22 protein-coding genes, 1 pseudogene and 1 riboswitch are annotated in these 25,761 nt (G+C 60.9%); of the genes and pseudogenes, 8 read left to right on the top strand and 15 right to left on the bottom strand.

Annotation, left to right across the window (positions count from 1 at the left end; genetic code table 11):
• Positions 1 to 37: 37 nt before the first annotated feature.
• The 3 genes from D5261_RS01305 to D5261_RS01295 are packed head-to-tail and all read left to right on the top strand — an operon-like array spanning position 38 to position 2,733.
• Positions 38 to 1,963 carry a transglycosylase domain-containing protein gene (locus D5261_RS01305; RefSeq protein ID WP_119320152.1) on the top strand — a complete coding sequence of 642 codons (1,926 nt, stop codon included), beginning with the start codon at positions 38 to 40 and terminating at the stop codon, positions 1,961 to 1,963.
• 39 nt (positions 1,964 to 2,002) lie between these two features.
• Positions 2,003 to 2,425 carry a DUF1573 domain-containing protein gene (locus D5261_RS01300; protein ID WP_119320151.1) on the top strand — a complete coding sequence of 141 codons (423 nt, stop codon included), beginning with the start codon at positions 2,003 to 2,005 and terminating at the stop codon, positions 2,423 to 2,425.
• Between the two features lie 47 nt (positions 2,426 to 2,472).
• Entirely contained in the window at positions 2,473 to 2,733 is a 261-nt protein-coding gene (locus D5261_RS01295; RefSeq protein WP_119320150.1) for a ubiquitin carboxyl-terminal hydrolase 14, read from the top strand.
• A gap of 42 nt (positions 2,734 to 2,775) precedes the next feature.
• Here D5261_RS01295 and D5261_RS01290 read toward each other — a convergent pair whose 3' ends face one another.
• Complete coding sequence (locus D5261_RS01290; RefSeq protein ID WP_119320149.1) at positions 2,776 to 3,408, bottom strand: FMN-dependent NADH-azoreductase; 633 nt, start codon at positions 3,406 to 3,408, stop codon at positions 2,776 to 2,778.
• Between the two features lie 142 nt (positions 3,409 to 3,550).
• On the opposite strand from D5261_RS01290, the gene D5261_RS01285 reads away from it, so the two are divergent.
• Entirely contained in the window at positions 3,551 to 3,901 is a 351-nt protein-coding gene (locus D5261_RS01285) for a winged helix-turn-helix transcriptional regulator (RefSeq protein ID WP_119320148.1), read from the top strand.
• A 134-nt stretch (positions 3,902 to 4,035) separates the two neighbouring features.
• On the opposite strand, the gene D5261_RS01280 is transcribed toward D5261_RS01285, so the two are convergent.
• The 7 genes and pseudogenes from D5261_RS01280 to D5261_RS01245 all read right to left on the bottom strand — a co-directional run bounded on the left by D5261_RS01280 (position 4,036) and on the right by D5261_RS01245 (position 14,815).
• Positions 4,036 to 7,656, bottom strand: coding sequence for a carbohydrate-binding protein (locus D5261_RS01280; RefSeq protein WP_165863998.1), 3,621 nt, complete (start codon positions 7,654 to 7,656; stop codon positions 4,036 to 4,038).
• Between the two features lie 781 nt (positions 7,657 to 8,437).
• Positions 8,438 to 9,139 (bottom strand): urea ABC transporter ATP-binding subunit UrtE, encoded by a 702-nt coding sequence (urtE, locus tag D5261_RS01275; protein WP_119320146.1) that lies wholly within the window; start codon positions 9,137 to 9,139, stop codon positions 8,438 to 8,440.
• Positions 9,139 to 9,900 carry an urea ABC transporter ATP-binding protein UrtD gene (gene urtD, locus D5261_RS01270; RefSeq protein WP_119320145.1) on the bottom strand — a complete coding sequence of 254 codons (762 nt, stop codon included), beginning with the start codon at positions 9,898 to 9,900 and terminating at the stop codon, positions 9,139 to 9,141. The genes urtE and urtD overlap by 1 nt, the downstream gene beginning before the upstream one ends.
• A 4-nt stretch (positions 9,901 to 9,904) precedes the next feature.
• Entirely contained in the window at positions 9,905 to 11,023 is a 1,119-nt protein-coding gene (gene urtC / locus D5261_RS01265) for an urea ABC transporter permease subunit UrtC (protein WP_119320144.1), read from the bottom strand.
• 12 nt (positions 11,024 to 11,035) lie between these two features.
• Positions 11,036 to 11,932 (bottom strand): urea ABC transporter permease subunit UrtB, encoded by an 897-nt coding sequence (gene urtB / locus D5261_RS01260; protein ID WP_119320143.1) that lies wholly within the window; start codon positions 11,930 to 11,932, stop codon positions 11,036 to 11,038.
• 270 nt (positions 11,933 to 12,202) lie between these two features.
• A pseudogene (gene urtA, locus D5261_RS01250) lies at positions 12,203 to 13,476 on the bottom strand (urea ABC transporter substrate-binding protein).
• Positions 13,477 to 13,516: 40 nt separating this feature from the next.
• Positions 13,517 to 14,815, bottom strand: a complete 1,299-nt coding sequence (locus D5261_RS01245) for an outer membrane beta-barrel protein (RefSeq protein ID WP_119320142.1) — start codon at positions 14,813 to 14,815, stop codon at positions 13,517 to 13,519.
• Between the two features lie 61 nt (positions 14,816 to 14,876).
• Between D5261_RS01245 and D5261_RS01240 the strand changes: the two genes are divergently transcribed.
• The gene (locus D5261_RS01240; protein ID WP_125205842.1) at positions 14,877 to 15,080 is read left to right on the top strand and encodes a hypothetical protein; all 204 of its coding nucleotides are present in this window, start codon (positions 14,877 to 14,879) and stop codon (positions 15,078 to 15,080) included.
• Positions 15,081 to 15,098: 18 nt separating this feature from the next.
• On the opposite strand, the gene D5261_RS01235 is transcribed toward D5261_RS01240, so the two are convergent.
• The 3 genes from D5261_RS01235 to D5261_RS01225 form a co-directional block, all read right to left on the bottom strand.
• Positions 15,099 to 16,151, bottom strand: coding sequence for a ribonucleotide-diphosphate reductase subunit beta (locus tag D5261_RS01235; protein ID WP_119320140.1), 1,053 nt, complete (start codon positions 16,149 to 16,151; stop codon positions 15,099 to 15,101).
• A 204-nt stretch (positions 16,152 to 16,355) separates the two neighbouring features.
• Positions 16,356 to 19,145 carry a ribonucleoside-diphosphate reductase subunit alpha gene (locus D5261_RS01230; RefSeq protein WP_119320139.1) on the bottom strand — a complete coding sequence of 930 codons (2,790 nt, stop codon included), beginning with the start codon at positions 19,143 to 19,145 and terminating at the stop codon, positions 16,356 to 16,358.
• A 149-nt stretch (positions 19,146 to 19,294) separates the two neighbouring features.
• Positions 19,295 to 19,432, bottom strand: a riboswitch (cobalamin riboswitch).
• A gap of 96 nt (positions 19,433 to 19,528) precedes the next feature.
• A complete protein-coding gene (locus D5261_RS01225; RefSeq protein ID WP_119320138.1) occupies positions 19,529 to 20,659 on the bottom strand; it encodes an FAD-dependent oxidoreductase in 1,131 nt (376 codons plus the stop codon).
• A gap of 106 nt (positions 20,660 to 20,765) precedes the next feature.
• Between D5261_RS01225 and D5261_RS01220 the strand changes: the two genes are divergently transcribed.
• Positions 20,766 to 21,440, top strand: coding sequence for a TetR/AcrR family transcriptional regulator (locus tag D5261_RS01220; protein WP_119320137.1), 675 nt, complete (start codon positions 20,766 to 20,768; stop codon positions 21,438 to 21,440).
• 8 nt (positions 21,441 to 21,448) lie between these two features.
• On the opposite strand, the gene D5261_RS01215 is transcribed toward D5261_RS01220, so the two are convergent.
• Both D5261_RS01215 and D5261_RS01210 read right to left on the bottom strand, forming a co-directional pair.
• Complete coding sequence (locus D5261_RS01215; protein WP_119320136.1) at positions 21,449 to 22,198, bottom strand: SDR family NAD(P)-dependent oxidoreductase; 750 nt, start codon at positions 22,196 to 22,198, stop codon at positions 21,449 to 21,451.
• A 22-nt stretch (positions 22,199 to 22,220) separates the two neighbouring features.
• Positions 22,221 to 23,060 (bottom strand): SDR family NAD(P)-dependent oxidoreductase, encoded by an 840-nt coding sequence (locus D5261_RS01210; RefSeq protein WP_119320135.1) that lies wholly within the window; start codon positions 23,058 to 23,060, stop codon positions 22,221 to 22,223.
• A gap of 129 nt (positions 23,061 to 23,189) precedes the next feature.
• On the opposite strand from D5261_RS01210, the gene D5261_RS01205 reads away from it, so the two are divergent.
• On the top strand, positions 23,190 to 23,807 hold the full coding sequence (locus D5261_RS01205) for a TetR/AcrR family transcriptional regulator (protein ID WP_119320293.1): 618 nt from the start codon (positions 23,190 to 23,192) through the stop codon (positions 23,805 to 23,807).
• A gap of 93 nt (positions 23,808 to 23,900) precedes the next feature.
• Complete coding sequence (locus tag D5261_RS01200) at positions 23,901 to 24,518, top strand: hypothetical protein (RefSeq protein ID WP_119320134.1); 618 nt, start codon at positions 23,901 to 23,903, stop codon at positions 24,516 to 24,518.
• A gap of 13 nt (positions 24,519 to 24,531) precedes the next feature.
• Here the strand turns inward: D5261_RS01200 and D5261_RS01195 are convergent, their stop codons facing one another.
• Entirely contained in the window at positions 24,532 to 25,002 is a 471-nt protein-coding gene (locus tag D5261_RS01195; protein WP_125205841.1) for a hypothetical protein, read from the bottom strand.
• A gap of 11 nt (positions 25,003 to 25,013) precedes the next feature.
• The gene (locus D5261_RS01190; RefSeq protein ID WP_119320133.1) at positions 25,014 to 25,760 is read right to left on the bottom strand and encodes a 4'-phosphopantetheinyl transferase family protein; all 747 of its coding nucleotides are present in this window, start codon (positions 25,758 to 25,760) and stop codon (positions 25,014 to 25,016) included.
• Position 25,761: the final 1 nt, after the last annotated feature.

The raw sequence follows: 25,761 nt of genomic DNA, 5'->3' as shown, positions 1-25,761 counted from the left end.
CGCGCTGGAAATCCTTGAAAGGAAATGTGAGACGTTGATGCGCCAAGCGCCGACGGCGCTTTTTGAGCTCGCTTATCTGTCCTGGCTGATATTGACGCTGAAGGACTGGTTTTGGTCAAGCGCCTCCCCGTTTCCTTATTGCCCGGCCATGGGACTCACGGCCGGCGTCGCGATATCGCTCGTTGTCTATTCCTGCACCCCCACAATTGGGAACAGCGCTTTCCGTTTGCTTGCTCGAATCTTTCCCGATGGGACGAGAACGTCGTTCGCACTGCGTTCTCGCGTGTTGGCCGTGATTGCCGCATTGCTCGCATTGTTTTCCGGCATTCTGGTCATTCGAGCGTTGACGCCTCTTCCCGCGCTGGGCAACTCCGCAGACGCATGGCTGGGAAAAGGACTGGGAACGGACACTTCGCCGGCGCAGCCTTGGGGCGCCTTGCTCGTCGCGGAACAAGGGTGGGGAATTGTCTTTGCTTTGGGGGCGCTTACGGGCATCTGTGTCTGGATGAGCCTGATTGCCTCGGTCAAGTTGCTGCGCTCGTCCGAGGTCCCGCAAGAGCCGCTGCGTATGGTCTCTCGCATCATCGCTCTGGCCGTGATCTGCTGTCTCTTTCTGCACCCTTGGGAGAGATATGCTTGTTTGACATGCAGCTCCGTGATCGGAACATGGATATTTGCGCTAACAGCAGCATGGATCGGCGGTTTGCATCTTCCTGGTCTGGCATTGCCTTCGGCGCCCATGCAAGCACGGCGCCGGTCATGGGCGGTGCGCTTATGGGCGGGAGGCGCTGCCGCAGTCTGCGCAGTGGCTCTCGTGCTTCAAATTCCATTGGACGGCGCGGTCGCTCACTACAGCGGCTCTGGGATTCCCGAAAGGCGAAGCGAATTTTGTTCACTTGCATCGATATCGCCTGTCATGCAGGACGCCACGATCGCCATGGAGGATCACGCCTTCTACCAACACCATGGATTCGATTGGGCTGCGATGCACCACGCCCTGCGAATGGACCTCCGCGATGGCCGGATCGAAGAAGGGGGCAGCACGATTACCCAGCAGCTTGCCAAGAACCTCTTTCTCAGCAACGATCGGACTGTGTGGCGCAAGATCGAGGAGGCTGCGTATGCCTGGGAGCTGGAGCGCATGTTGCCGAAGCCGCGCATCTTGGAGCTGTATTTGAATACGATCGATTATGGAATGGGGCAGCATGGCGTGACGGCGGCGGCGCGTTATTATTTCCACAAGACGCCGGACAAATTGACGCTAACGGAGAGCGCGATTCTTGTCGGAATCGTTCCGGATCCGATGCATCAGCAGGTCGATTCGCAGCGGATACTGGATGGCCGGCAGACGGCGTTGGGGCGTATGCGTTACTTCTTCCCTCACCGATATTCCCAGGCAGAGGTCGATCGCGCTGCCGGAGATCCGCTCGATCGAGTGCTCTATCCTGACAAAGACGCCTGGGATCGGGGAGCGACATATGAAATCCCGGACGACTGGCATGGGGTGAAATTCTATTTATTCGCCGATCCCCAGCAGCCTTTGCCGATTGATCGGGCGGCGCTGTGTCTTAAGGAGCGTCTGGCCGGATTTTTAGAGGATGCCCGACAAAACCTGCATGTCACGGGGATCGACCATCTGGGCGTCTACAACGACCGAACGATGCGGCAATCGGCGACGGCGACTTCCGCGCATGCGTTCGGTCAGGCAATCGATATCTCCGGATTTCGATTTGCCGACGGCTCCCGCGTCAGTGTGAAGGATCATGGCAACCCGCGCGTGATGGCGCGCCTTGCGCCGCTGGAAGCAATGCTCCGGCGTCACTTTGACATCGTCGTCGATTGGAACGACGATCCAAAGCGCCACCAGACTCACTTTCATACTGAAGTCAAAGGACCGCGTCCCACCGCGCCTCGCCCATATGACGACGCCTCGCCTGGAACGACAAGGGCGACGGGGGATTAAATCCACAGATTCGGAACTTTTCATCGCCAGGGAGTGCTTATGCGAATCTCGATTGTTGCGCTTATCGCCGTTTCCGTGCTTGTCGGCGTGGGCGTCGCCTCAAAAGTGCGCGGCTCTGAAACGCCGAATGTTAGCGTTCTGGGAGGATTGGTGTACGATGCGGGGAGAACGCCCGCCGGCCACCCATTGACGCATGTTTATCGATTGAACAATCCACACTCCTTTCCTGTTGGCCTTTCGATCGTGACAACCGGGTGTGAATGCACCACCGCACAGGCTTCCGCCGCCGTGATTCCCGCTCATGGCAAAGCCGATGTGACCTTGCGTGTCAAACTCGAAGACACAAACAATATTTCCGCCGGCGCATGTTTCGCCACCACTCACGGCGGTCAGCGAGTGGAAACGTGGCTGCTGCTGACCGGTCAGATCGATCGAGGGGCCATTCGCGCAGAAGTGAGGTAGGCGGGTCTGGGTATACTTTCTTCAGTCTTCAAAACCGGAGTAACTTCATGCCGCAAAAATGTACACACCTGGACCAGATCAAAGACGTAGAGCCTAAAACGCCGCAGGGCTGCGAGGAGTGCCTGGAGTCCGGCGATTCGTGGGTCCACCTGAGACTTTGCCTGGAGTGCGGCCACGTCGGCTGCTGCGATTCGTCCAAAAACAAGCATGCGACGAAGCACTTCCATGCGACCCAGCACCCCATCATGCAATCGTTCCAGCCCGGCGAAGACTGGCGCTGGTGCTACGTGGATGAGATCGAAGTCTGACCTGGTTGTCTCACCGAGGGATTCGCCGGACGGATCCCTCGGCTAACGCGCCGATATTTCGGCGATCGCCTTGCGCGCCCGCGCCAGCGAATCCTGAAGCCTCTCCCCTCCAAACTCATCGCTGCCGACGCTAATGACCGAAATATCCGTCACTCCGATAAATTGGAACACGGTGTGAAGATATGGAGCCAGATGATTGATGCGGGCGTTCACGCCGCCTGGTTCATATCCGGAATCGCCGCTGGCGGTAATCACATATAGCGTCTTCCCCGTCAGAAGCGGTTTGTAGATTGCGCCTGGGTCTTGCGGCTCGAAGAGAAACGTGCGGCCTATTCGGACGATCTGATCGATGTAGGCTTTGAAGCCGCTTGACACGCCGAAGTTGTACATGGGAATGCCCATCACATAGACATCCGCCTCCAGTAGTTCGTCCACCAACCGATCGCTTAGCGCAAGCGTGTCGAGCTGGGCGCTCGTACGCTGATTCGTGGGAGTGAAGGCGGCCCCTATCCATTCCTCGGTGACATGCGGAATCGGATTTCGCCCGATATCCCGGTAGACGATGTTCGTCTCGGGGTGTGAGTCTCGCCAGGATTCGACAAACTCCGCGCTCAGCCGGCGAGTATGCGATCGCTCCACGCGCGGGCTGGAGTCTACGTGCAATAATTTCCTCATACTGTTCCTCCCAGAACTCTGCTGTATTATTGATGCTCCAGTATACAGGCGCGGGAACTCGCCTACAAGAACGCACATTCTTGTAGCGTAGGAACAAATTTGATCCTGAGTGAGACTTTGATGAGGAAGGAAAGCCACCGAGATGCCCGCAGATCTGATCAGCGCCATGCGCGACGAGTGCCCTCTGGAGGCCGGTCTTCATATCATTGGGGGGCGGTGGAAGGGCGCGATTTTATACTGCTTGACCGGTGGGAGCCGTCGCTACAACGAGCTTCGGCGGTTGATGCCGCAGGTGACCCAGCGAATGATGACCCTTCAGCTCCGTGAACTGGAGGCCTCCGGCGTGGTGCATCGTGAGGTGTTTCCCAGCGTCCCGCCGTGCGTGGAATACAGTCTGACGGAATTGGGGCGAAGCCTGGAGCCTGCCTTGATGAGCTTGCGCGATTGGGGAGAACGCTATCAGCAAATGACAAGCGACCGGCGCCAGCCCTAAAAGCGCGTAAAGAAAGTCCCTATCTGTGCTGAGACTTTCTTTACACGCTCTGAGAATTCGAATCTGGAAATCGTGGGGAAATGATCCCGCGTTCGGAAGCCGCCGGCGATTTTCTCGCCGGCGGCTTCCGCCATTTATGGAACGGTCAGCGATTTCGCGAGCGTGTTGTTGCTCTCGTTTTGCTCCGAGATACGGTTCACGTCGTCCACGAACGCCGTGATCGTATAGGAGCCGGAAGCCGCAGTCCAGGTCTTGCCGGAGGAGCCGCCGGTGGCGGTTTCGGCGCGTGAAGCGCCCGCCGCCAGCGATGTTGAGTCTTGATCCTCCCAGGTTACCGTTCCCAGGCCGCTGACGCTGTAGCCGACGCCCACCACCGTTCCGGAGGGTGTCGCGGCCGCGCCGATATTGCGAACCGTGGTGGTGAAGGTGACGGCCGATCCGCTGGCGGGCGCGGCCGGCGTCCAGGTAAGGGCCGTGACGATCAGGTCCGGCAAGGTTCCCGGCTCGGCCAGGTCTTCGTTGGAGTAGCCGCTGCTTCCGGCGCTGTTGACCGCCTTGACCTCATAGTAGTACGTCGTTCCGTTGGTCAGGCCTGTGTTGGTGTAGGTTGTCCCCGTCACGCCGGTCGCAATCGCCGTCGCGCTCTCACCCCCCGAAGTCGTTCCCCGGAAGATGCTGTAGCTGGTCGCTCCCGAGGAGGCCGTCCAGGACAGCGAGACCTGGGCATTGCCCGCCGTCGCCGCCAGGCCAGTGGGGGCTGCCGGAGCCGTGGGGGCGACAGGCTTCGCGGACGCCTCGTTCGAGTATCCGCTGCTTCCCGCGCTGTTGACGGCCTTGACCTCGTAATAGTAGGTCGTTCCGTTGGTCAGGCCCGTGTTGGTATAGGTCGTTCCCGTCACGCCGGTCACGATGGCCGTCGCGCTTTCTCCTCCGGACGCTGTACCTCGGAAGATGCTGTAGCTGGTCGCCCCGGAAGCGGCGGTCCAGGAGAGAGCGACCTGGGCGTTGCCCGCCGCCGCCGTCAGGCCGGTGGGAGCGGAAGGCGCGGAGGGCGTCGTGGCGCCGGTGACGGTGATGCGGTCCAGATCGGGCGCATAACTTGCGGCGTTGTGGAATTTGATCGTGTTGGCGCCGGCGCTGAGCGTCACGGCCATCGTGACCGAGCCGCCGTTGGCGTTCGAGCAGGTCAGCGTCTGGTCGGCGCCGCCGTTGACGCTGACCGCGAAGTTTCGCGCGCCGGTGTAGTAGTAAACGGTCATTGTCTGCGTGCTGGCGGCGCTTTCCATCACGTTGTTGACCGTCACATATCCATCGGCGGAGCCGCCGATGTAGCGGACGACCTGTCCGCCGGACGCCGCCGAGTTGGTGTCGACATAAGCGCCATTGCCGATCGTATTGGCCGTGGCTTCCGCCTCATAAGACGTCGTTCCGGTTCCGGTGCTGGCGGCGAAGCTGATGCTGTCGAGATTCCAGCCGGAGTTGTCCTGGACAATTTCCAGAATCTGGGATCCCGCCGGAAGCGTCACGGTCGCCGTCACATTCTGCCAGGCGTTCCAGGCGCCCGTATTGGGAACGTTGATCGGGCCGCTCAGATTGTTGCCGTTGGCGTCCTGAAGGTGGAATGCGCCGGTTTGTCCGGTGGGCGACGCCACGCGGAAGCTGACCGTGTAAGCGCCGGCGGAGGCCACGACGACGGTATATTTCGCCCACTGCCCGGATCCCGCCCAGCCGATATCGTAGCCGTTGTTGTCGGCGGTGTTCGCTTCGATGGCGCCGTTGTTGTCCGTTCGATACCCTGTCTGTCCTCCGGCGTTGGTCTGGTTGTAGCCGACGCCCTGCCCGCCGGTGTCGTAATCCTCCGCCTCCATCGAGCCGGGAATATTGTGCGGTCCATGGTACGCCGCTTCCGGCGTTCCGCCTCCGCCCACGGCGCCATTGGGGTTCCATCGATACAGAAGGACCTTCGCCATATAATCGTCCTCGACCGCGACCTCGTACTCGCCATTGGCTCGCTTGAAGGCGTGGATCCCGTAGCCGATGTCCACGTTGCCGCTGTAGCCGTTGCCGCCCAGGGACGAGGGAACATCCATCGTGCCGGTCAGCGATCCGTCCACCAGGCTATGCACCCAGACCTTGCCTCGGCTGGCGTAACCGACTTCAAAGAGATAGTCGCCGGCCGCGCTGAAGCCCGTCGGCTGATTGCTCGTCATCGTGAACACTTTTGTCGCCGTTCTGTTGCCGGTGCTCCATCCGTTGATGACATAGATGCTGCCCCCGGTCAGACCTTCTCCCGCCTTATCGCACAGCACCATGCGGTCCTGCGCTTCTTCGTATTGGATGTTGCCGACACTGGGCATGCCGCTGATATTGAAGCTCTGCACGCCGGAGCTGGCGTAGACCGGATTGCCGGCCGAGTCGAACGAGGTGAGCTTGCTCTCGACAAGAGGATTGCCTCCCCACCAGATATTGCCGGCGCTGTCGATCCACTGGCCGTAGGTGTACCCATAGGAGGCCGCGCTGAACTCGCCGCTCTGGTAATTGCCGTCGTCGTTGGTGTCGCTCCAGATCGTCGTGCCGCTGCCGGACGCCGGCCGGTTGGGCGGCCAGAACAATCCGTTGGATACGCCATAGATGGTATGGCTTGTCTCCATGACGAGGCCCGTGGGAACGGCGACGTCGTTTCCACTCTGGAAGCGGAAGATATTGAGCATCTGGGTCGTCATGCCCTCGACGAAAAGCAGACGGTGACCGCCGACATTACGATACCAACAGGAAGTCAATCCATGTTCCTGGCCTGCATGCACGGTGTCGACATTGCGCGGATCGTTCAGGTAATGCAGATTGTCCGCCGTAAAGCCGTAGATGGACCACTCGGCGCCCGGAAGGGTCTGCGTGTAATCCATCTTGTAATGCTCCTGGACGCCGTAGACATCCTGGCCGTCCGTGGAGGCGTCGAAATCCACATTGTCCACAAAGCAATAGCCTTCGATCCGCCAGTTCAGCACCCAGTTGCCGCTGCCGTTTTGCTTGAAGCACAGAATGGCGCTGCCGCCGCCCGTGTCCTCGCGACTGACAAAGAGCCGTCCCGTGCTGTCCTCGCCGACCCCGGTCATATTCCAGAGTTTGAACGGATGGTAGACGCCGGGGCCATAGGTTCCGGTGGGGTAGTCGGGGGAGTTGGTGGCCGCCGGCACGTCATATGTCGCCGTATAGGAAGCGCTGATTCCACCCTGCACGCCGAAAGTTCCGGCCAGACTGGGAGTTCCGGAGACATTGTAGAATAGGACCTGCGAGCGTGAGCCGTTGTCGGCCACCAGAAGCTGGCCGTTGCTGGCGACTCCCAGCGCGCCCGGCGCGCCGGGACTGGGCAGCGAGCGCCCGTCGTCGCTGGTGACGCTGGCGCCGTTGATGGTCCAGGTATGCCCGCCGACGGAGACCGACTGGTTATTGATGTTATTGTTCTGGTTGCCGACCACAAGGCCGTCTTTATACTCGCCATTAGTGCGCCCGCCTTCATCCCAGGGGCCGGATGTCCAGCATGTCCCGTCAGATTGGACGGTCATCTGCGCGATATAATCCTGCATCCAGTATTGCCCGGTCGCGGTGGAGGAGCCACCCTGCCCAAATGTGTCGCCGAGCCAGGATGTGGTGTAGCTGCCAGGCATTTGAGCGAGCGCCGGCCGGCTGGCCGCGCCTCCCAAGAAGCCGATCGCTCCGATCAACGCGGCCGTCCGCGATGGTCTCAAATACGACATTGGATTCTCCTTTTGAGTAAACAGCATTTGTGGCAATAATACTTAATCTTAACGCCAGCTCCGCAGCATGTGTTTTCGGTGATTGAACCTCCTCTTTTCTTCTGAATTGCATTTATCGCTAAGAAACTGATATTGCGATTCCGGTAGGCGAGCTGCCTTGATGAATATAGTATTACGTAGTATATCAAGACAGCAAAGTCTATCACGTTTGGCTTGACGTGTCAAGACCATTTCTTACGTCATGGGATTCTTCCGTGAGAAACTGTGCGAATTGGGGATGTATCGATTCGGGATGAGAGCGCTTCACAGGGGGAGTATTTTTCGATCTCGCAATAAATTACGGAGCTGACTCTGCCCCCGCATTGAAATACGGGGCTGGGGGTTGCTTCGCAACCAGTGCCCAAAGGGCGCCCACCGTACCGGACGGAAGAATGTGATCGTTTGCGTTGGCAATCTTCCGTCCGGTACGGACGGTCGGCGCGAAGCGCCCCCAGCCCCGTAATTTATTGCGGGGTCCTTAATGCGAAGCGCCCCAGCCGGGTAATTTATTGCCCGGTACGCGAAGAAACTACTCTTGTGAGGATTAGCGCGCGAGGATGACGTTAGCCGCGCAATCACATGAGAATACGGTGGATTCAGAGGCGGCGGTTTATGCGTTTTGCGTCATTAAATCGGCAAAACACATCAATCGCCGGTCTTTCCCGTGGGAATTGCGTCAATATCCACAGCCTGATTCAACTTTGGGGCGCGAAAATCAGTCGTGTTGCTGAAGGGCCGCTCCTTACACCGCCAGGTATTCCCGCGCCACGTCGTCGGAGAACTCGGCCATGGAGCCTTGGGAGACGATGCGGCCGGTCTCCATCACGTAATAACGGTCGCCGACGCGCAGGGCGAAGTCGAGGAACTGCTCGACGAGGAGGATCGCCATGCCGCCGTCGTCGCGCAGGGAGGCGATGACGTTTTCGATCTCGTGCATGATCGAGGGCTGGACGCCTTCCGTGGGCTCGTCGAGCACGAGAAGTTTGGGGTGGCGGACAAGGGCGCGGCCGATGGCGAGCTGCTGCTGCTGGCCGCCGCTGAGCGCGCCGGCCGTTCGGCCGGCCATCTCCTTGAGCACCGGGAAGGTCCCGTAGACACGGTCGATGCCGCTCATGTCGCGCTTTTTGCTTCCAAAGGCTTCCAGGCCCATCAGCAGGTTCTCGTAGACGGTGAGATAGGGGAAGATGCCGCGTCCCTGCGGGACGTAGCCGATGCCCGACTGGGCGCGGACGTTGGGCGGACGCGTGGTCATGTCCGCGCCGCCGAAGGTGACATGGCCGCCGCGCGCTTTCAAGATCCCCATGATGCTCTTGAGCAAGGTTGTCTTGCCGACGCCGTTGCGGCCCATCAGGCAGACGACGCTGCCGTCGGCGACATCCATGGAGACATCGTGCAGGACACGGCTTTCGCCGTAGTTGACATTGAGATTTTGAATGCTTAACATCAGTGCGCCGCCTCCTCGTGCTTGCGGCCCAGATACACTTCGATCACGCGCGGGTCGTTCTGCACGGACTCCACGGAGCCTTCCGTCAGATGCTTGCCGGTGTGCAGCACCGTCACTTTGGTCGCGTACTTGCGCACGAAGTCCATATCGTGCTCCACGACCAGCACCGAGCGCTCCTTGGCGATCTCTTGGAGCATCTCGCCGGTGCGGTCGCGCTCTCGGCGGGTCATGCCGGCGATCGGCTCGTCGAGCAGCAGCAGTTTCGGCTCCTGAATGAGCAGCATGCCGATCTCCAGCCACTGCTTCTCCCCATGCGCCAGCACCCCGGCGCGCGCGCCTCGCCGCGCTTCCAACCCCGTCGCCTCCAGGATCGATTCCACGCGCGACTTTTGATCTGCGCTCATCGGCGCCATGAGACGCGCCGCGCTGTCGGTGCGTCCGACGGCGGCTTCCAGATTTTCGTAGACCGTGAGGCTGGGGAAGATGGTCGGCGTCTGGAACTTGCGCCCAATGCCCTTCTGCACCCGTTTGTGCTCCGCCCAGCGCTGGATGTCGCCGTTGCCGTCGTACAGGACCGCGCCCTCGCGCGGCCGCGTTTTGCCGGTGATAATGTCCAGCAGCGATGTCTTTCCGGCGCCGTTGGGGCCGATCAGAAAGCGCAGCTCGCCGTAGGCCATTGAGAAGTTGAGGCCGTCCAGAGCTTTGAACCCGTCAAACGAGACGGTCACGTTTTGGATATCGAGAATCGGTTGTGTTTGCATTGCGTTAAGATCCCACCGCCTCTCGCTCGGCGCTCTCCGCCGGCGCCGACGCGAACCGAAGATTGCCGCCTCGGCGCGCCCGCCATTTCTCGCCTAGCTGTTTCGCGAATCCGACGAGGCCGTACGGGAACAGAAGCACCGTGCCGATAAACAGCGCGCCCTGGAAATACTGCCAGATGTCCGGATAGCTCTCGCTGAAGGAGGTGCGCGCCGTGTTGACGAGCAGCGCGCCCAGGACCGCGCCGACCAGCGTGCCGCGCCCGCCGACCGCCACCCAGATGACCATCTCGATACTCGGCGCGACCGCCATCGCCGACGGGGAGATAATGCCGACCTGCGGAACGAACAGCGCGCCCGCGAGGCCCGCAAGACCGGCGGAGATCGCGAAGATCAGCGTCTTGAGCGCGATCGGGTTGTAGCCCAAAAATCGGACGCGGTTCTCGTCGTCGCGCATCGCGACCAGCAGTCGGCCCAAGCGCGAGGTCACCAGCCAGCGGCAGAGCAGATAGGTGACGCCGAGCGCCAGCACGCTCACATAGTAAAGGCCGCGCTGCGTGTCGTCGCCGGCGAGGTCGTGGCCGAAGATGGTGGTCAGGCCCGTGATGCCGTTGGTGCCGCCGGTGACCTGCTGCTGGCCGACCAGAAGGATGCTGACGATCATCGTGAGCGCCTGCGTGATGATCGAGAAGTAAACGCCCTGGACACGGCTGCGGAAGATGAGATAGCCGATCCCCGCCGCCATCGCCATCGGGATAACCACCGCCATGACGATGGCGAACGGCGCGGAGTGGAAGGGCTGCCAGAACCAGGGCAGTTTGGTGACGCCGCTCCAGTCCATAAAGTCGGGGAGGCTTTTGCCCGAGGCTTCCAGTTTCAGATACATCGCCATGCAGTAGGCGCCGATGCCGAAAAAGAGCCCCTGTCCCAGGCTCAGCATGCCGCCATAGCCCCAGATGAGATCGAGCCCGAGCGCGACGATAGCGTAGGCGAGGAATTTGCCGAGCAAGTTGAGCCGGAAGACGGGCAGGCCCAGCGGCGCGGCGATCAGCAGCACGGCGCCGATCAATAGGAACGTGATCCAGAAGCGAACTTTGGGCTGTCGTAAAATCGCGAGAGCGGCCATAGTCTTTCTCCTCTAACGGCCGCGCAACGCGACCAGCCCTTTGGGCTTCCATTGCAGGAAGGCGATCACGAGCGCGAAGACAAGCACTTTTCCCAGCGAAGCCGTCGTGCCGAGCTCCAGAAGCGTGTTGGCGACACCGATGATCAGCGCGGCCAGGATCGTGCCAGGGAGACGTCCCACGCCGCCCAGGACGACGACGATAAAGGCGTCTACGATATAGTTCGTGCCCAGCGACGGCCCGATCGGCCCGATCAGCGTGAGCGCGCAGCCGGCGATCCCCGCCAGCCCTGCCCCGAGCGCGAACGTGCCGGCATCGACCCGCCGGGAGGCGACGCCCAGGCACGCCGCCATTTCCCGGTTTTGCATCGTCGCCCGCAGCCGCCGCCCGGCCGTGGACTTATTCAAATAGACATAGATGGCGATGACCGACACCGTCGCGAGGCCAATGATAAAGATGCGGCTGTACGGCAGCATCAGATCCGGCGTGACCGCCCAGCCGCCGTCTAGCCACGACGGCGCGGAAACCTGCACATTCGGCGCGCCAAAGATGCTCTTCGCCGCCTGCTGCAAGACCAGACCGACGCCCCAGGTCGCCAGCAGCGTATCCAGAGGTCGCCCATATAAGAAGCGAATGAGGCCAATCTCCAGCAGCCAGCCCAAAAACGCCGTGACTAAAAACGCGGCGGGAATGGCGAGTACGAACCATACCCCATGCTCGGTCCCGCCCAGCGGCGTCGCCAGCGTCTGCTGAAAGACGTACGCCGTGTAGGCCCCGACCATCAGGAATTGCCCGTGCGCCATATTGATGACGTTCATCAGGCCGAACGAAAAGGCGAGTCCCAGCGAGATGAGCAGGAGGATCGACCCCAGGCTCAAGCCGTTGAAGGCTTGTGAGAGGATATTACTCATGGTGTGTCTTTCTGTTGGGGCGCCGCCCCATCCCCAATGGCGTTCAGATACGGCAGCCGGCGACTGAAGTCGCGCCTTGGAGAGCGCAGAAGTCCCCCTTCGGGGACTACATTGTCCGAAACGATACCGCCTAATATATGCGTTAAATTCGGCGGTATCGGCTGCGATGATGTAATCCGCGCAGGCGGGTTTCTGCGCTCTGGCAGGCGCGGTTTTAACCGCCGGCCTCTGCCCTTGCGGGGGGGACAGCCGCCGGGGAATAGGTCCCTACTACAACCCCTTCGCCCAGGCATACTTCTTCAAGTACGGATCGGGCTCGATCGGCTTGCCGGAGCCGCCGACTTCGTCGATCAGGCCGTCGGGCCGGATCTTGCCGATGCGGGCGGTTTTCCAGGTGTGATGGTTCGCGCCGTCGATCTTCACTTCGCCTTCGGGGGCGGCGTAAGTGACGCCGTCGGCGGCGGCTGTGACGGCGGCGACGTCGAAGGATTTCGCCTTTTCGACGGCCGCTTTCCAGAGATAAACGCCGAAGTAGCCGGCTTCGATCGGGTCGTCCGTCACGCGGTCCTGGCCGTATTTGGCCTTGTAGGCGGCGACGAATTTCTTGTTCTCCGGCGTATCGGTCGTCTGATAGTAGTTCCAGGCGACCAGATGGCCCGCGATGTTCGCCGGTCCGATGCCGCGTACTTCTCTTCTTCCGCGACGCTGACCGAGAGAACGGGGAGCTTGTCCGGCGTGAAGCCGGCGTCCTTGAACTGCTTGAAGAAGGCGACATTGCTATCGCCGTTCAGGGTGTTGAAGATCGCGTCCGGTTTGGCGTCCTTGATCTTGCTGATGATCGTGCTGTATTCGGTGCCTCCGAGCGGCGTGTACTCTTCACCGGCCACCGTGCCGCCCTCGGCGGCAAGCTGAGCCTTGATGATCTTGTTGGCCGTGCGCGGGAAGACATAATCCGAGCCGAGCAGATAGATCTTCTTCTTGCCTTGCTTCAGAAGATAATCGACGGCGGGGACGATCTGCTCGGTCGGCTCCGCGCCAGTGTAGAAGATGTTCGGGGACGATTCCAGACCTTCGTACTGAACCGGGTAGAACAGCAGACCGTGGAGGCTCTCGACGACCGGTTTGACCGCCTTGCGGCTCGCGCTCGTCCAGCACCCGAAGGTGACCGCCACGTGATCCTGCTGGATCAGCTTCTTTTCTTTTTCGGCGAAGGTCGGCCAGTCGCTCGCGCCGTCCTCGACGACAGGAACGATCTTTTTGCCCATCACGCCGCCGGACGCGTTGATCTCATCGATCGCCATCAGGGTGGCGTCGCGCACCGAGACTTCGCTGATTGACATCGTGCCGCTCAGCGAGTGCAGAACGCCCACCTTGACGCTGTTCCCGTCGTCGGCCGGGGCGCTCGCCGCCGGCGCTCCGGGAGCGCTGGGCGCTGCTGCTTCTTTTTTCGGGCCGCAGCCCGCCAGCACCGCCGCGCTCAGCAGGATCGAAGCGCCCCAGCGCGCGCTCGTCGCCGCTCGGGTCGTAAACAAATCTCGCGTCATCAATAATCCTCCTGGCAGTCTGATAGTAGTGCGTCGTCTTTTAGAAAGTGAGAAGCCCCGCAACCGTGATCGTATCCTGCTTGTCGGTCGGGCTGGCCGAATCGCCGTTCACATAGCCAAATACCGACCCATTGCTGCTGCTGTCGTGCCGGTATTCGATGCGTGTGGTGAGCGCCGGCGTGACCTTGATCTCATAGGTCGCCGTGACTTCGTTCGTCTGCACGCTCGATTCACTGGTTCCGGTGACCGAGGGAACGACGGCGAGGTCCTGAAGCCCGCCCGCGATCGTATCCTGAAGAGTGAAGAAGCTCTTCACCTTCTTCTGGAATCCCGAGACGCGGAAGATCACGGCGTTCTTCGGATCGAGCTGACGGCGGTAGTACGCGCCGTAGCCATGTCCGGTGAGATCGTAATTGCCGCCCTTGTTGGTGTCCTTGCGGTAGACGTATTCGCCGGCGAGCGTGTCGGCGGCTGTCAGGTGATAGGTCAGCCAGTTGTCGAACAGGACGACGTTTTCATTGCCGACGCCAAGCTTATCCTTGCCGAAACCATAGGCCGGGATATAGTTGAACTTACCGTCGGGAGTGGTGTAGTTCGCCCGCACGATGAAGTCCTTGGTCCCATTATCTTCCTGAACGCCGGAGGTGGCGGTGTGGTAGAGGGAGTTGACGACGAAGAGGGAGAACGCGGTGTTGATCGCTTTGACAGGGTAGGTCATGCGCAGGCCGGCCTCGTAGTTGGGCACTAAGAAGGTGGCGTCGGTGAGGGAGTAATTGGGATTTAGGATGACTTTCGTGGTGTCGTAGCCGTACGGGGAGAGGAATTTTCCGAAGTCGGCGGTGAAGCCGCTTTTGTCGGTATAGGTCGCGAACAGCTGCGCGATGTTCTTGAACCGCGCTTCCCCTTGATTGGAATACGGGTTCGCGACATCGGCGTCCGCGGAATCGCCGGTCGCCAGACTCGCCGTGAATCCGAAGCCGCCGGGCTGGGCGGCTTTTTTGACGTCCACCCAGGCAAGGGAAAGCGTCGGCGTATTGTGACGGAAGTCGTAGATCCGCCCCGTCAGCTTTTGTCCCTTAGTTGGGCTGCTGAACTGATACTGATAGTAGAAATCGATCAGACCGGAGACCGTAATCGCGTTGGGCGAAACTTCGGCGGGCGTTTGCTTGGGCGGAGCGGGGGGCTCCGTGGCCGCCGGAGCCGGCGGGGTGGGATTGGGCGTGGTTTCCGTGGGGGCGCCGGCCGCTTGTGCATGGGCAATGGGAGCTGAGGCCGCCAGGATTGCGATGGTGGCGAGTCCTCGGAAAGTCGCTTCGGTCGTAAACCGATGCATGCGCATGTGTCTGTTCTCCTGAGTGATGGTTTACGTGCCGGACTTGCAAGAGAATGGGCGTCATTGCATGAGTCAGGCAGCCATTGCCCAGGAACTTACGGCGGGGGTGAAACATATGCGCGTCAGAACGAGGACGCAAATTGGGAGTGCAAAAATTGGGAAATGGATGAGCGGCAATGCTGACGATCAGGAAGATTTGCTCATCGGTGAGGTGAGGGGAGTATACAGCTTTTTAAAACAAGATGTCAAGAGGCGGGCGCGCATTTTGTGAGCGCCCGCACAGGACCCGTTAATCCCACGTCAACCCGGCGGCCGACTGATACTCGGTCACGCGGGTCTCGAAGAAGTTCTTTTCCTTGCCGAGGTCCATCGTCTCGCTCATCCATGGGAACGGATTCGAGGCGCCGTACTGCGCCGGCAGTCCAATGCGCTCCAGACGCCGGTCCGCGATGTGCCGGACATATTCCTGGAACAGATCCCCATTCAGCCCCAGAATTCCCTCGGGCAGGCAGTCCCACGCATACGCAATCTCCAGAGACACCGCCTGGTCTACCAGATCCAGAATGCGCGCCTGGAACTCGGGCGTCCACAGATGGGGATTCTCCTGCTTGATCCCGTTGATCAAATCGATGCCGAAGTTGAGATGCGTGGTCTCGTCGCGCAGAATATACTGGAACTGCTCTCCAATCCCCGTCATCCGATTTTGCCGGTGGAACGAGAGGATCATCACAAAGCCCGTATAGAAGAAGATCCCCTCCATGATCAAATAGTATCCGATCAGATTCTCCAGGAACTTCTGGCCGCCTTCAAAGGTCTCCGTGCTGAAGTTCGGGTCGAGCACGTCGGCGGTCAGCGCCATTTCAAACTCGTCCTTGCGCGAGATCGCCGGGACCTCTCGATACATGTTGAACACTTCGCGCTCGCTCAGGCCCAGACTGTCCACGATATACAAAAACGTGTGAGTATGGACGGCCTCTTCAAACGCCTGTCGCAGCAAATACTGGCGGCATTCGGCGTTGGTGATATGCTTGAAGATCGCCAGGACCAAGTTATTCCCAACCAGACTCTCGGCGGTCGAAAAGAAGCCTAAGTTGCGCAAAATCACAAGTCGCTCGGCGTCGGTCAGCCCGTTCGATCCCCAGAGCGCGATATCCGCGCCCATCGAGACCTCGGTCGGCATCCAGTGGTTCGCGCAGCCGTTGACATAGTGTTCCCATGCCCAGTGGTATTGCAGAGGCATGAGCTGGTTGACATCAACCTGACTGCTATTGATCAGTCGCTTCCGCGCGGGCGCGGAGGCGGGTTCGGCGACGGTGGGGAGGGTGGTTTCGGTGTAATTCATTCGGGTTTCCTGTTGGGACAAAAGCAGAGCGCCCGTTAGGATAGCCGGCGAATGAATTCGCGCCTAGAAGTACGGTCACCCGCCTGCGTGGGTTCAGAAACGTGATCGTGGATGTTCCTAAGTCCACGGAGGTGGACGACCGTTTTTATAGGCGCGAATTCATTCGCCGGCTTCCTCAATGCGCGTGGCGTTAAGGGGCGCTCTCTACTGGCAAGCCTCGCACTCCGCGCCAAGCGTGCAAGTCTCGGCTACACGTTCGACTTGGATGTCGGCCGAGGCGCTTTGATTCTTCATCCAGCGGGGTTGGATGCTGCGGCGGTTGATGTCTAAGGTGGACTTTTCGACCTGGGTGGCGGCGACGGTGCGCAGGTAGTAGGTCGTCTTGAGGCCTTTGGCCCAGGCGAGGAAGTACATTTCGTGCAGTTTCTTACCGCTGGGCTGATCCATGTAGAGATTGAGCGATTGGCCCATGTCGATCCACTTCTGGCGGCGGCTGGCGCATTCGATGATCCAGTGGGCGTCGATCTCGAAAGCCGTGCGATAGCGATCGCGGATCTCTTGCGGGATGCGCTCAATCTCTAAGAGCGAGCCGTCGAAGTACTTGAGATCGTCGCGCATCTCGGCGTCCCAGAGGCCGAGCGCCTTGAGGTCTTGGACCAACGCTGTGTTGACCTGCGTGAACTCGCCGGACAGATTGCTCTTGACGTAGAGGTTCTTGTAAGTCGGCTCGATCGATTGGCTGACGCCGACGATGTTGGAGATCGTCGCGGTCGGCGCGATGGCGAGGACATTGCTGTTGCGCATGCCGCTTTGCTGGATCGCGCTGCGAACAACGGTCCAGTCCAGCGTGCTGGAACGATCCATCAAGACATCGGCGCCGCGCTCTTTGGCGAGACGGTCGATGGTGTCGATCGGGAGTTGTCCCTGGCTCCAGAGCGAGCCTTGGTAAGTGGGATAGGCACCGCGCTCGGCGGCCAGCTGTGAGGATGCTAAGAACGCGTAGTAGGAGATGGCTTCCATGCTTTCATCGGCAAACTGTACGGCGGCGTCGCTGGCGTAGCTGCTCCCGAGGGTGTAAAGCGCGTCCTGGAAGCCCATCACGCCGAGGCCGACGGGGCGGTGGCGCAGGTTGGCGGTTTTGGCCTGCGGCGTCGGGTAGTAGTTGATGTCGATCACGTTGTCCAGCATCCGGACGGCGGTTTGGATGGTGGCCTGGAGACGCGCATGGTCGAGCGCGCCGTCTGTGAGGTGCGCCTGGAGGTTGATCGAACCGAGGTTGCAGACGGCGGTCTCTTCTTCGGACGTGTTGAGCAGGATCTCCGTGCAGAGGTTGGAGTTGTGGACGACGCCGACGTGCTGTTGGGGGGAGCGGACATTGGAGGGGTCCTTGAAGGTGATCCAGGGATGGCCGGTCTCGAAGAGGGCGGCGAGCATCTTGCGCCACAAATCTAAGGCGGGAACGCGCTTGAAGAGGGCGATCTGGCCGGCGTCGGCCTGGCGCTCATATTCCGTGTAGCGCGCTTCAAACGCCGCGCCGTAAGTATCGTGCAGATCGGGGACGTCGTTCGGGCTGAACAGCGTCCACTGGCCGCCGGCGGCGACGCGCTGCATGAACAAGTCGGGGATCCAGTTGGCCGTGTTCATGTCGTGCGTGCGGCGGCGGTCGTCGCCCGTGTTCTTGCGCAGGTCCAAGAAGTGCTCGATGTCCAGGTGCCAGGTTTCGAGATAGGCGCAGACCGCGCCCTTGCGCTTGCCGCCCTGATTGACCGCGACCGCCGTGTCGCTGGCGACCTTCAGAAAGGGGATGACGCCCTGGCTTTTGCCGCCCGTCCCCGTGATCTCCGCGCCGAGGGCGCGGACCCCAGTCCAGTCGTTGCCGAGACCGCCCGCCCATTTGGAGAGCAACGCATTGTCCCGGATGCTGGAGAAGATGCCGCCCAGATCGTCCGGAACCGTGGTCAGGTAGCACGATGAGAGCTGGGAATGCAGCGTGCCGGCGTTAAAGAGAGTGGGGGTGGCCGACGTGAAGTGGAACTGCGACAACAGCGTGTAGAACTCGATGGCCCGAGCCTCGCGATCATCCTCGCGCAGTGACAGGCCCATCGCGACCCGCATCCAGAACAGCTGGGGCAACTCAATGCGGCGTCCTTTATCTTGGATCAGATAGCGGTCGTAAAGCGTCTGCAAGCCCAGAAACTGGAACTGCAAGTCGCGCTCGCCATGGATGGCGGCGGCGAGACTATCTAAGTCGAACGTCAGCATCTCGGGATTGAGCAGCTTGGCTTCGACGGCCTGCGTGAAATACGTTTTGAAATAAGAGGCGTAGATCCGATCGGCGTCCACGATCCGCGACGGCGTTCCCGTCGCTTCGCCGTACAGCACGCCGAGCAGCAGACGCGCGGCGGCGCTGCTGTAGCCCGGCTCGATTTCCACGCGCGAGCGGGCCGCGAGAATCATCGACTGCGCGATTTCGGATTCCGTCACGCCGGCATAGAGCGATCCCAGGGCTTCCTTGACCACCGGCTCAGCGCTGACATCCGGCCCAAGACCCGCGCAAGCGTCCTCAATGCTGGCCCGCAGGGCGTCCGTGTCCAGAACCGCTTCGCTCCCGTCGGCGCGTCGATACCAGAGCGCCCGCGCCCGCCGCTTTTCCGCATGCTGCTCCCGGTACAGGATATAACGCCGCGCGACGCCGTGCGCGCCCGCCGCCATCAGCACCCGCTCCACCTCATCCTGAATCGCCTCAACGTTCAGATCGTCCTGCGCCGCGCTCCATGCGATCACGGCATTGGCGTGCGCGTCAATTGCGTTTGTCAGATCGACACTGAGCATCTCGTCCGGCGTCAAACGCTTTTCGGCGCGAAACGCCTTTTCGATGGCTTTGTGGATACGGACGCCGTCAAACGCGGCGACGACGCCGTTGCGTTTGCGTACGGAGCCTAAAGTGGATTCAGGGGATGAGTTGGTTTCGGAAAATGTCGGTGATACGGCCATTGGCGCAGGCTCCCTTCGCGTTGTCTCTAGTCATTGTCTCCCGTGCGCCAGGGAGGCATGAAGAGCGCGAGGGACGCCGGCGAAGTGGTGAAGAAGGGAAGGCCGGCGCGGCCATGGACGCAATCACACCCCTCTCTGTCGAAGGGGAAGCTGTGAGCAATTCATGGGCGGGCGTTCGGACTAGGCTCCCTTGAGCCGACCGCTGCGAGACAGTGCCGGAATGACCGGACTTCCCCCGTTGTTTCAGCAGCGCCACGACAGCGCTGCCCCATAAACATCAATATGTAGTTTGTTTGTGCGGATATGATAGCAGATATGGGAATTGTTGTCAATGGGGTGGGTTAACATTCGCCTGCCCAATTCACACCCATTGACAGATCTTATCAGGCAGGTTGGTTGTTCGTAAAGAAATCCACCAGGCTCTGGGGCGCGTTGGGGCCGAGGCATACGTGGAGCACTTCTTCCGCGTCGGCGGCTTCGGATGCGCTGCGGGGGAAGAGGTCCGTTTCATACGCGAGGAGCGCGGCTTCCACATCGCCAGGGTGGGCGGCGATGGCTTTCGCAAGCTCCGCGCCGTCGAACATGGCGAGGTTGGCTCCTTCGCCAGACGGGATCATCAGGTGCGCCGCATCGCCGAGCAGGGTCACCCCGAGCGTGCGGTCCCATTTGTGGTCGATCGGGAGCGCATGGATCGGGCGAGGCACAGGAGCCGTGTCCGCGTTGGTGATGAGCGCTGTCAGTTCCGGAGCCCAGCCGTCGAACTCTTCGGCGACTTTTGTCAGGGCCGTTGCTGGGTTGGAGAAGTCGATGTTGTCAATCCACTCCTTTGGTTTGTTCAGCTCGACATACGTGTGCAGCGCGCCATTGGGCTCACGGTGTGCGAGGATGCCTTTTCCCGGCGCGAGAGCAAACAGCGCGCCGCCGCCGACTGCTTTTGCGCTCGCGGGATGACGGTTGTCGCCGTCCAACAGATACGTCTCGATGAAGGACGCGCCGACATACGCCGGTTTTGCCTCGGAAAGAAGTGGACGGACTCTTGACCAGGCGCCGTCCGCGCCTACGAGGAGGCCGGTCGTCACGGTTGAGCCGTCTGCAAAGACTAGCTCGTGGCGCCCGCCGCCAATGGGCGTTGCCGCCGCCAGTTTGTGTCCCCAGCGGACCACGCCGGCGGGAAGCGACTCCAGCAGAATTCGGCGAAGCTCTCCTCGGGGGACTTCCGGCCGACCGCCTGTTCCGTCGTCAGGGTCTTCAAACAAGAGATTGCCGTCCTTGTCGAGCACCCGTGTTTCCTGGCCGCCCGGGTGGATGATCCCGAGGAACTCATCAAAGAGTCCTGCTGCTTTTAGCGCAAGCTGCCCGTTGTTTTCATGGATGTCGAGCATGCCCCCCTGCGCCCGCGCGTCCGGCGAAGCGTCCGCTTCGTAGACTGTCGCCGCAATGCCGTAAACGTGGAGGACGCGCGCAAGCGTCAGGCCGCCGAGCCCAGCGCCGATGATCGCGATTGGAGTATTCATTTGAGATTCCTTCGTGGTTTCATGCCGCCGTTGGAAACTTCGCAAATAGCTCTGGAACGGCGTTCCATTATTTTGACATGGCATCCAATATATGTCAAGATAAGGCATGGTCAAAAAAGCGCGCGGCGCCCAGCGGCGGGAAGAATCACTCTCACGGGATCGCATCATTGAAGCGTCGATCGAGATTTTGGACAGCAGAGGAGAAGATGGTCTGACGTTCCGCGCTCTGGCCGAACGGCTCGCCACCGGTCCCGGCGCTATCTACTGGCATATCGCCAACAAGAGCGATCTGCTGACCGCCGCCTGCGACGCCATCGTCGCCCGCACGCTGGAGGCGTGCGTGGCCGGCGCGACGCCGCAGGCGACAATCCGCGCCCTGGCGCTGGGCATGTTCGACGCGATCGACGCGCATCCGTGGGTTGGTTCGGCGCTCACAGACGCCCCGGGGCATCTGCCCATCGTGCGCATTTTTGAACGCATCGGTCAGCAGGTTCGCGCGCTTGGCGCGGCGGAGGACACTCATTGGGCGGTCGCGTCCGCTTTGCTGAGCTACGTCCTTGGCGTCGGTGGTCAGAACGCGGCCAATGGGCAGCTTGCCCGGACGCGCGGCCTCGACAGATCTGACTTCCTGGAAACGATGTCAACCGCCTGGTCTCAGCTCGATCCGGACGAGTACCCATTCGCACGCAGCGTCGCCGAACAGCTCCGCGATCACGACGACCGTATGGATTTTCTCGCCGGAATCGATCTGATCCTCAAAGGCATTGACGCCAAGCGATAACACAAACATCACCAGGGGAGCGGGCCGTTCGGGCCTGTGAAGGCGCCCGTGGGGCCATCCGTTTCGAGGGCGACGCGAATAGGGTTGCGCGCGCCTTGTTCGACCGTCTCCGTCCCCTGGAAGTTGTTGAGAGCCGTAGAAGTAAAGCCCGGGCTCGCGGCGTTGACCTTGATATTTGTCGACTCGAGTTCGATGGCGAAGGAAAGCGTGACCGCGTTGAGGGCGGTCTTCGAGGCGGCGTAGACGACGCCGAAGCCTGCGCGATACGGAAAGGCCGGGTCCGAGTTCAGCGTCAGCGAGCCGACGCCGCTGGAGACGTTGACAATGCGCGCCGCCGGCGCGTCCCGGAGGAGGGGAAGCATCGCCTGCGTGACGGCGATGACGCCGAATACGTTGGTCTCGAAGACCGCCCGCACTTCGTCGAGCGACGCCGTGCTCGCCTTGCTCGAATTCATCATCTCCTCAAGCGATCTGCCTGGCTCTCCGGCATGTGAGATCGCCGCGTTATTCACCAGCACATCGAGCCGGCCGAACTCGCTCCGGATGCGTTCCGCCGCCGCAGCGATGGAGTCCGAGTCCGTGACGTCAAGCTGGACGGCGTGGGCGTCCGCTCCGATGTTCTGCGCGGCGTTCTCCCCTTTCTCAAGACTGCGCGATCCGACAAGTACGGTGTAGCCATGCTCTGTGAGTTCCTTCGCGATCTGTAGACCGATTCCCTGGTTGGCCCCGGTGACCAGGGCGACGAGTTTGTCCTGCATCGTATTCTCCTAATTCTTTCCATCACGCATTCGTATTCGATCCGCCCTGCGCGGAGTTCGAGACATCCGCCCATTCCTCCCAGATAGCGATACGGCTCTCATAGGCGGCGCGCACCATGGGCAAACCTGTACTGCCAAGAATAAATCGCAGCGGCGGATTCTCCGCGTCCACGACCTTGAAGATCGCTTCTGATGTAGCCTGCGGATCGCCTCGCTCCATGCTCGACAAACGTCCGAACACCTGTTGGCGCAGTTCGTTGTAGAGATCCATGCCCGGCGCCATCTTCAGCGACGCGGGGCTTCCGAACTCAGTCGCATATGCGCCGGGCTCGATGAGCGTCACCGCAACGCCGAACGCTTTGACCTCCTGCGCCAGGCTTTCATGGAGCGCCTCAAACGCCCATTTGGAGGAGCAGTAAAAGCCGATCAGCGGAAACGCCACATGACCGACGGTGCTCGAAACGCCGAGAATACGCCCGCCGCCCTGCTGCCGCAGCAAGGGCAGGGCCGCCTGGATCACACGAAGAGTCCCAAAGTAGTTCGTGTCAAACTCAGCACGGACATCCGCCTCGCTCGCCTCCTCAACCGTGGCGACCAGAGAATAGCCCGCGTTGTTGAGGACCACGTCCAGCCTGCCGAAGTGCGCGTGCGCCTGCGCCACGGTCTGCCGGACTTGCTCCGCGTCGGTCACGTCGAGCGCGAGCGGCAGAACAGCGTCGCCGAAACGCTCCGTCAGATCGGCCACATCCGCCAATTTACGGGCGGTCGCGGCGACCTTGTCGCCCCGCTCCAGCGCGGCTTCGGCCCAGATGCGCCCAAACCCGCGAGACGCGCCGGTGATAAACCAAACTTTGCTATCCATCTCATTCTCCTGCTCTCCATTGGCGTCTCATCAATGCCGCCGGAATCTGCTATAATAGATCTAATACGGAACAATGTTCCGTATATGTGATTATGCGGAACATTGTTCCGTTTTGTCAAGGGGAGTTTTGTGAACGACCAATCAGAAGGTCCGGGGGATGTTGTAGAGCCTCGGAGCCGCGCGGATCGGCCGGTGCGCGCCGACGCTCAGCGGAACACCGATGCGCTGCTGGCGGCGGCCCTGGCGGTATTCGCGACTTCGGGGGTGGACGCTCCGGTGCGGGAGATCGCCGCCAAAGCGGGCGTCGGCGTCGGCACCCTATATCGTCATTTCCCCCAGCGCGCGGATCTCGTCGCGGCCGTATTCCGTCGCGAAGTCGACGCGTGCGCGGACACCGCGCCGGTCCTGGCGGCGGAGCACGGGCCAAGCGAGGCGCTGGCCCGCTGGATGCAGCGATACGCGGCCTTCATCGCAACCAAACGCGGCCTAGCCTCCGCCCTGCACTCAGGAGATCCCACATTCGACACCCTGCCCGCCTACTTCGAGAAGCGCCTCGTCCCCGCGCTTCGATCATTGCTCACCGCCGCCGCCGCTGCCGGCGAAGTGCGCAATGACATAGACGCGAACGAACTGCTGACCGCCGTCGCGGGCCTCTGCATGCGTGGCGACGACAGCAACCCCACCTACGCGCAGCGCATGGTCGCCCTGCTCGTTGACGGCCTGCGCTACGGGGCTGGGCTCATCTGACGCTTGATCGGGTGTGCCCATGCACAGACGTGATACAGGAAGTAGAGGCGTCTGGGCATTTGGCTCGGGTATCATAGTCGTGAGGAAATGACGATGAATTTACAGGATCGATTCGACACGATTTTTCAGCGCGCGCAAGACGCGGCGCGGACCGGCGGCGTGACGGCGCATATCCGCGCGTTTGGGGTTCAGTGCTACGATATCGCGGGCGGCGTGGATCTGGCGCATGGGGACGATCTCGATGAAGCGCTGGAAGCGCCGGAGCTGGCGTGGTTTTGGGAGAGCACTCGCAGCGGCGGCGCCACCGAAGATTACGAACAGTACAACCTGCCGCGCGACCGTTCGTTGACGGCGGCGACCGGAAAGAACACGGCGGCGCTGGCGCGCGAATTGCAGGAGATCGACGAAGACGGCGAACAGCGCTACATCATCCTCTTCGGCGCGGACCTGCCCTTCTCCGCCGGCCTCTCGGACCCCGCGAAGCTGCGCGAAGCGCTCGGGACATTTGTTCGCGGCGAAGAAAGCCCCCTTCAGATCGTCCTCGCGCAAACGCCGGACGTCGGCAGCCTGCTCATCTGGCTGCCCCAGCGCCCAAGCGCCGTCGCCATGCGCCTGCTGGCCGACCTAAAAATCGACCTCCGCCGCCCCGCCGTCACCCGCGACTACGATCCGAAAGACGCTTATATGCTCGAAGCGATGTATGATCTTTGAAGACTTGAGAGCATTACTCGTCTCCTTCCGCTATCCACCAATGCGTGTCAAGTGTTGGGGATAGCCTTTGGAATGGAGCAGTCGTCTCTGTTTCTTCTGCCGGTTTGACGGTCAAATCTGAGTACACGTAGCCGAAAACCCCTCCGTGGTGCTTATCGCTGGTAATAATGGTGATTGTGTAGTGACCGGATAGATCTCGCGTTGTTGTGATATATCCGCTATAGTCATCCCTAATTGTGGCTTTCTTTGACAGTTGCTGGGGCGGAGCAAATCGATTTGAACCACCCGGAGGCACGCCACTTTGCTTTGCGTGTGCAACCATCTGTTCATATTGATTCTTGTGGAGAATGAAATCGAGATAACCCGATTTTGTGTAGCTTAAATCCATCCACCCCCAAAGACCCAAACAAAGTGCGGCGGCGAGAGAAAATAATTGGATAAGTGTCTGGACGATACGCCGTTTTCTCTCGTTGCTGATTTTCATATTTGACTCGCTTAAGAGGTGGGCCGCCAAAGCCTTCGTGTCAGCGTTATTGGTCGGTCGCACGCGACCGACGCTCGATAGCTTGCATTCGTCGGCGCGTCGTAAATGCGCCAATCGAGATGTTCTTCGCCGACAGGCTTGGCGAGGACTTCTGGCGGCTGGCCGATCGTGACGGCGAATACTTGGAGCAGATGCGCGATGCCGTCGCCGTGCGCCTTCACCAGCGCTTCTTTGCGCGTCCATGTGGTGAAAAACGCGCTGAGCTGCTGATCCGAGGGCGTTTGCTCCAGCGCCCGGGCTTCATCGGGATGGAAGAAACGGCGCGCCAGCTCCAGGATCGGCGTATCTTCCCGGATTCGTTCGATATCCACGCCGATCCTTGCGTTGCGCGTCACTCCCACCAGCGCCGCGCCGTGGGTATGGCTGAGATTGAAACGCAGTGACCCCGCCATCCCCCCGCTGAGTTCAGGTTTGCCGTGAGCGCCTTCTTGAAAGACAATCTCGTGCGCCTCCAACCCGAGATATCCACACAAGATCGCGCGAAGCGCCCCATGCGCGATGACGAACGCATCACGGTCGCGCGCGAACTTGAACCGCGCCGCCCGCGCCCGCTCGGCGGCGTTCAATGTCGCGGCCAGCGCATCCAGAGGCAGTCGCGCGTCGTCCAGCGCGACGCCCCAAACATGGGCGGCGTCCGTGGCGAGCGGCGGCGCGGGGGCGACCGGCCAAAGTGTTTCGTCAAAGCAGGGGAGAGGCATA

Source organism: Capsulimonas corticalis, from assembly GCF_003574315.2.
Classification (GTDB): Bacteria; Armatimonadota; Armatimonadia; order Armatimonadales; family Capsulimonadaceae; genus Capsulimonas; species Capsulimonas corticalis.
Note: the sequence above shows the minus strand (reverse complement) of the source record. Positions and strands in the feature narration are given on the sequence as shown.

What these genes read in the sequence shown, in the direction of transcription:
- urtE (WP_119320146.1), bottom strand. Translation starts at nt 9,139, where the DNA reads ATGTTAAGCATTCAAAATCTCAATGTCAACTACGGCGAAAGCCGTGTC.
- D5261_RS01195 (WP_125205841.1), bottom strand. Translation starts at nt 25,002, where the DNA reads ATGAAAATCAGCAACGAGAGAAAACGGCGTATCGTCCAGACACTTATC.
- D5261_RS01210 (WP_119320135.1), bottom strand. Translation starts at nt 23,060, where the DNA reads ATGGATAGCAAAGTTTGGTTTATCACCGGCGCGTCTCGCGGGTTTGGG.
- D5261_RS01225 (WP_119320138.1), bottom strand. Translation starts at nt 20,659, where the DNA reads ATGAATACTCCAATCGCGATCATCGGCGCTGGGCTCGGCGGCCTGACG.
- D5261_RS01200 (WP_119320134.1), top strand. Translation starts at nt 23,901, where the DNA reads ATGAATTTACAGGATCGATTCGACACGATTTTTCAGCGCGCGCAAGAC.
- D5261_RS01245 (WP_119320142.1), bottom strand. Translation starts at nt 14,815, where the DNA reads ATGCGCATGCATCGGTTTACGACCGAAGCGACTTTCCGAGGACTCGCC.
- urtB (WP_119320143.1), bottom strand. Translation starts at nt 11,932, where the DNA reads ATGAGTAATATCCTCTCACAAGCCTTCAACGGCTTGAGCCTGGGGTCG.
- D5261_RS01305 (WP_119320152.1), top strand. Translation starts at nt 38, where the DNA reads ATGCGCCAAGCGCCGACGGCGCTTTTTGAGCTCGCTTATCTGTCCTGG.
- D5261_RS01220 (WP_119320137.1), top strand. Translation starts at nt 20,766, where the DNA reads ATGGTCAAAAAAGCGCGCGGCGCCCAGCGGCGGGAAGAATCACTCTCA.
- D5261_RS01300 (WP_119320151.1), top strand. Translation starts at nt 2,003, where the DNA reads ATGCGAATCTCGATTGTTGCGCTTATCGCCGTTTCCGTGCTTGTCGGC.
- D5261_RS01285 (WP_119320148.1), top strand. Translation starts at nt 3,551, where the DNA reads ATGCCCGCAGATCTGATCAGCGCCATGCGCGACGAGTGCCCTCTGGAG.
- D5261_RS01240 (WP_125205842.1), top strand. Translation starts at nt 14,877, where the DNA reads ATGAGTCAGGCAGCCATTGCCCAGGAACTTACGGCGGGGGTGAAACAT.
- urtC (WP_119320144.1), bottom strand. Translation starts at nt 11,023, where the DNA reads ATGGCCGCTCTCGCGATTTTACGACAGCCCAAAGTTCGCTTCTGGATC.
- D5261_RS01235 (WP_119320140.1), bottom strand. Translation starts at nt 16,151, where the DNA reads ATGAATTACACCGAAACCACCCTCCCCACCGTCGCCGAACCCGCCTCC.
- urtD (WP_119320145.1), bottom strand. Translation starts at nt 9,900, where the DNA reads ATGCAAACACAACCGATTCTCGATATCCAAAACGTGACCGTCTCGTTT.
- D5261_RS01230 (WP_119320139.1), bottom strand. Translation starts at nt 19,145, where the DNA reads ATGGCCGTATCACCGACATTTTCCGAAACCAACTCATCCCCTGAATCC.
- D5261_RS01295 (WP_119320150.1), top strand. Translation starts at nt 2,473, where the DNA reads ATGCCGCAAAAATGTACACACCTGGACCAGATCAAAGACGTAGAGCCT.
- D5261_RS01290 (WP_119320149.1), bottom strand. Translation starts at nt 3,408, where the DNA reads ATGAGGAAATTATTGCACGTAGACTCCAGCCCGCGCGTGGAGCGATCG.
- D5261_RS01190 (WP_119320133.1), bottom strand. Translation starts at nt 25,760, where the DNA reads ATGCCTCTCCCCTGCTTTGACGAAACACTTTGGCCGGTCGCCCCCGCG.
- D5261_RS01215 (WP_119320136.1), bottom strand. Translation starts at nt 22,198, where the DNA reads ATGCAGGACAAACTCGTCGCCCTGGTCACCGGGGCCAACCAGGGAATC.
- D5261_RS01280 (WP_165863998.1), bottom strand. Translation starts at nt 7,656, where the DNA reads ATGTCGTATTTGAGACCATCGCGGACGGCCGCGTTGATCGGAGCGATC.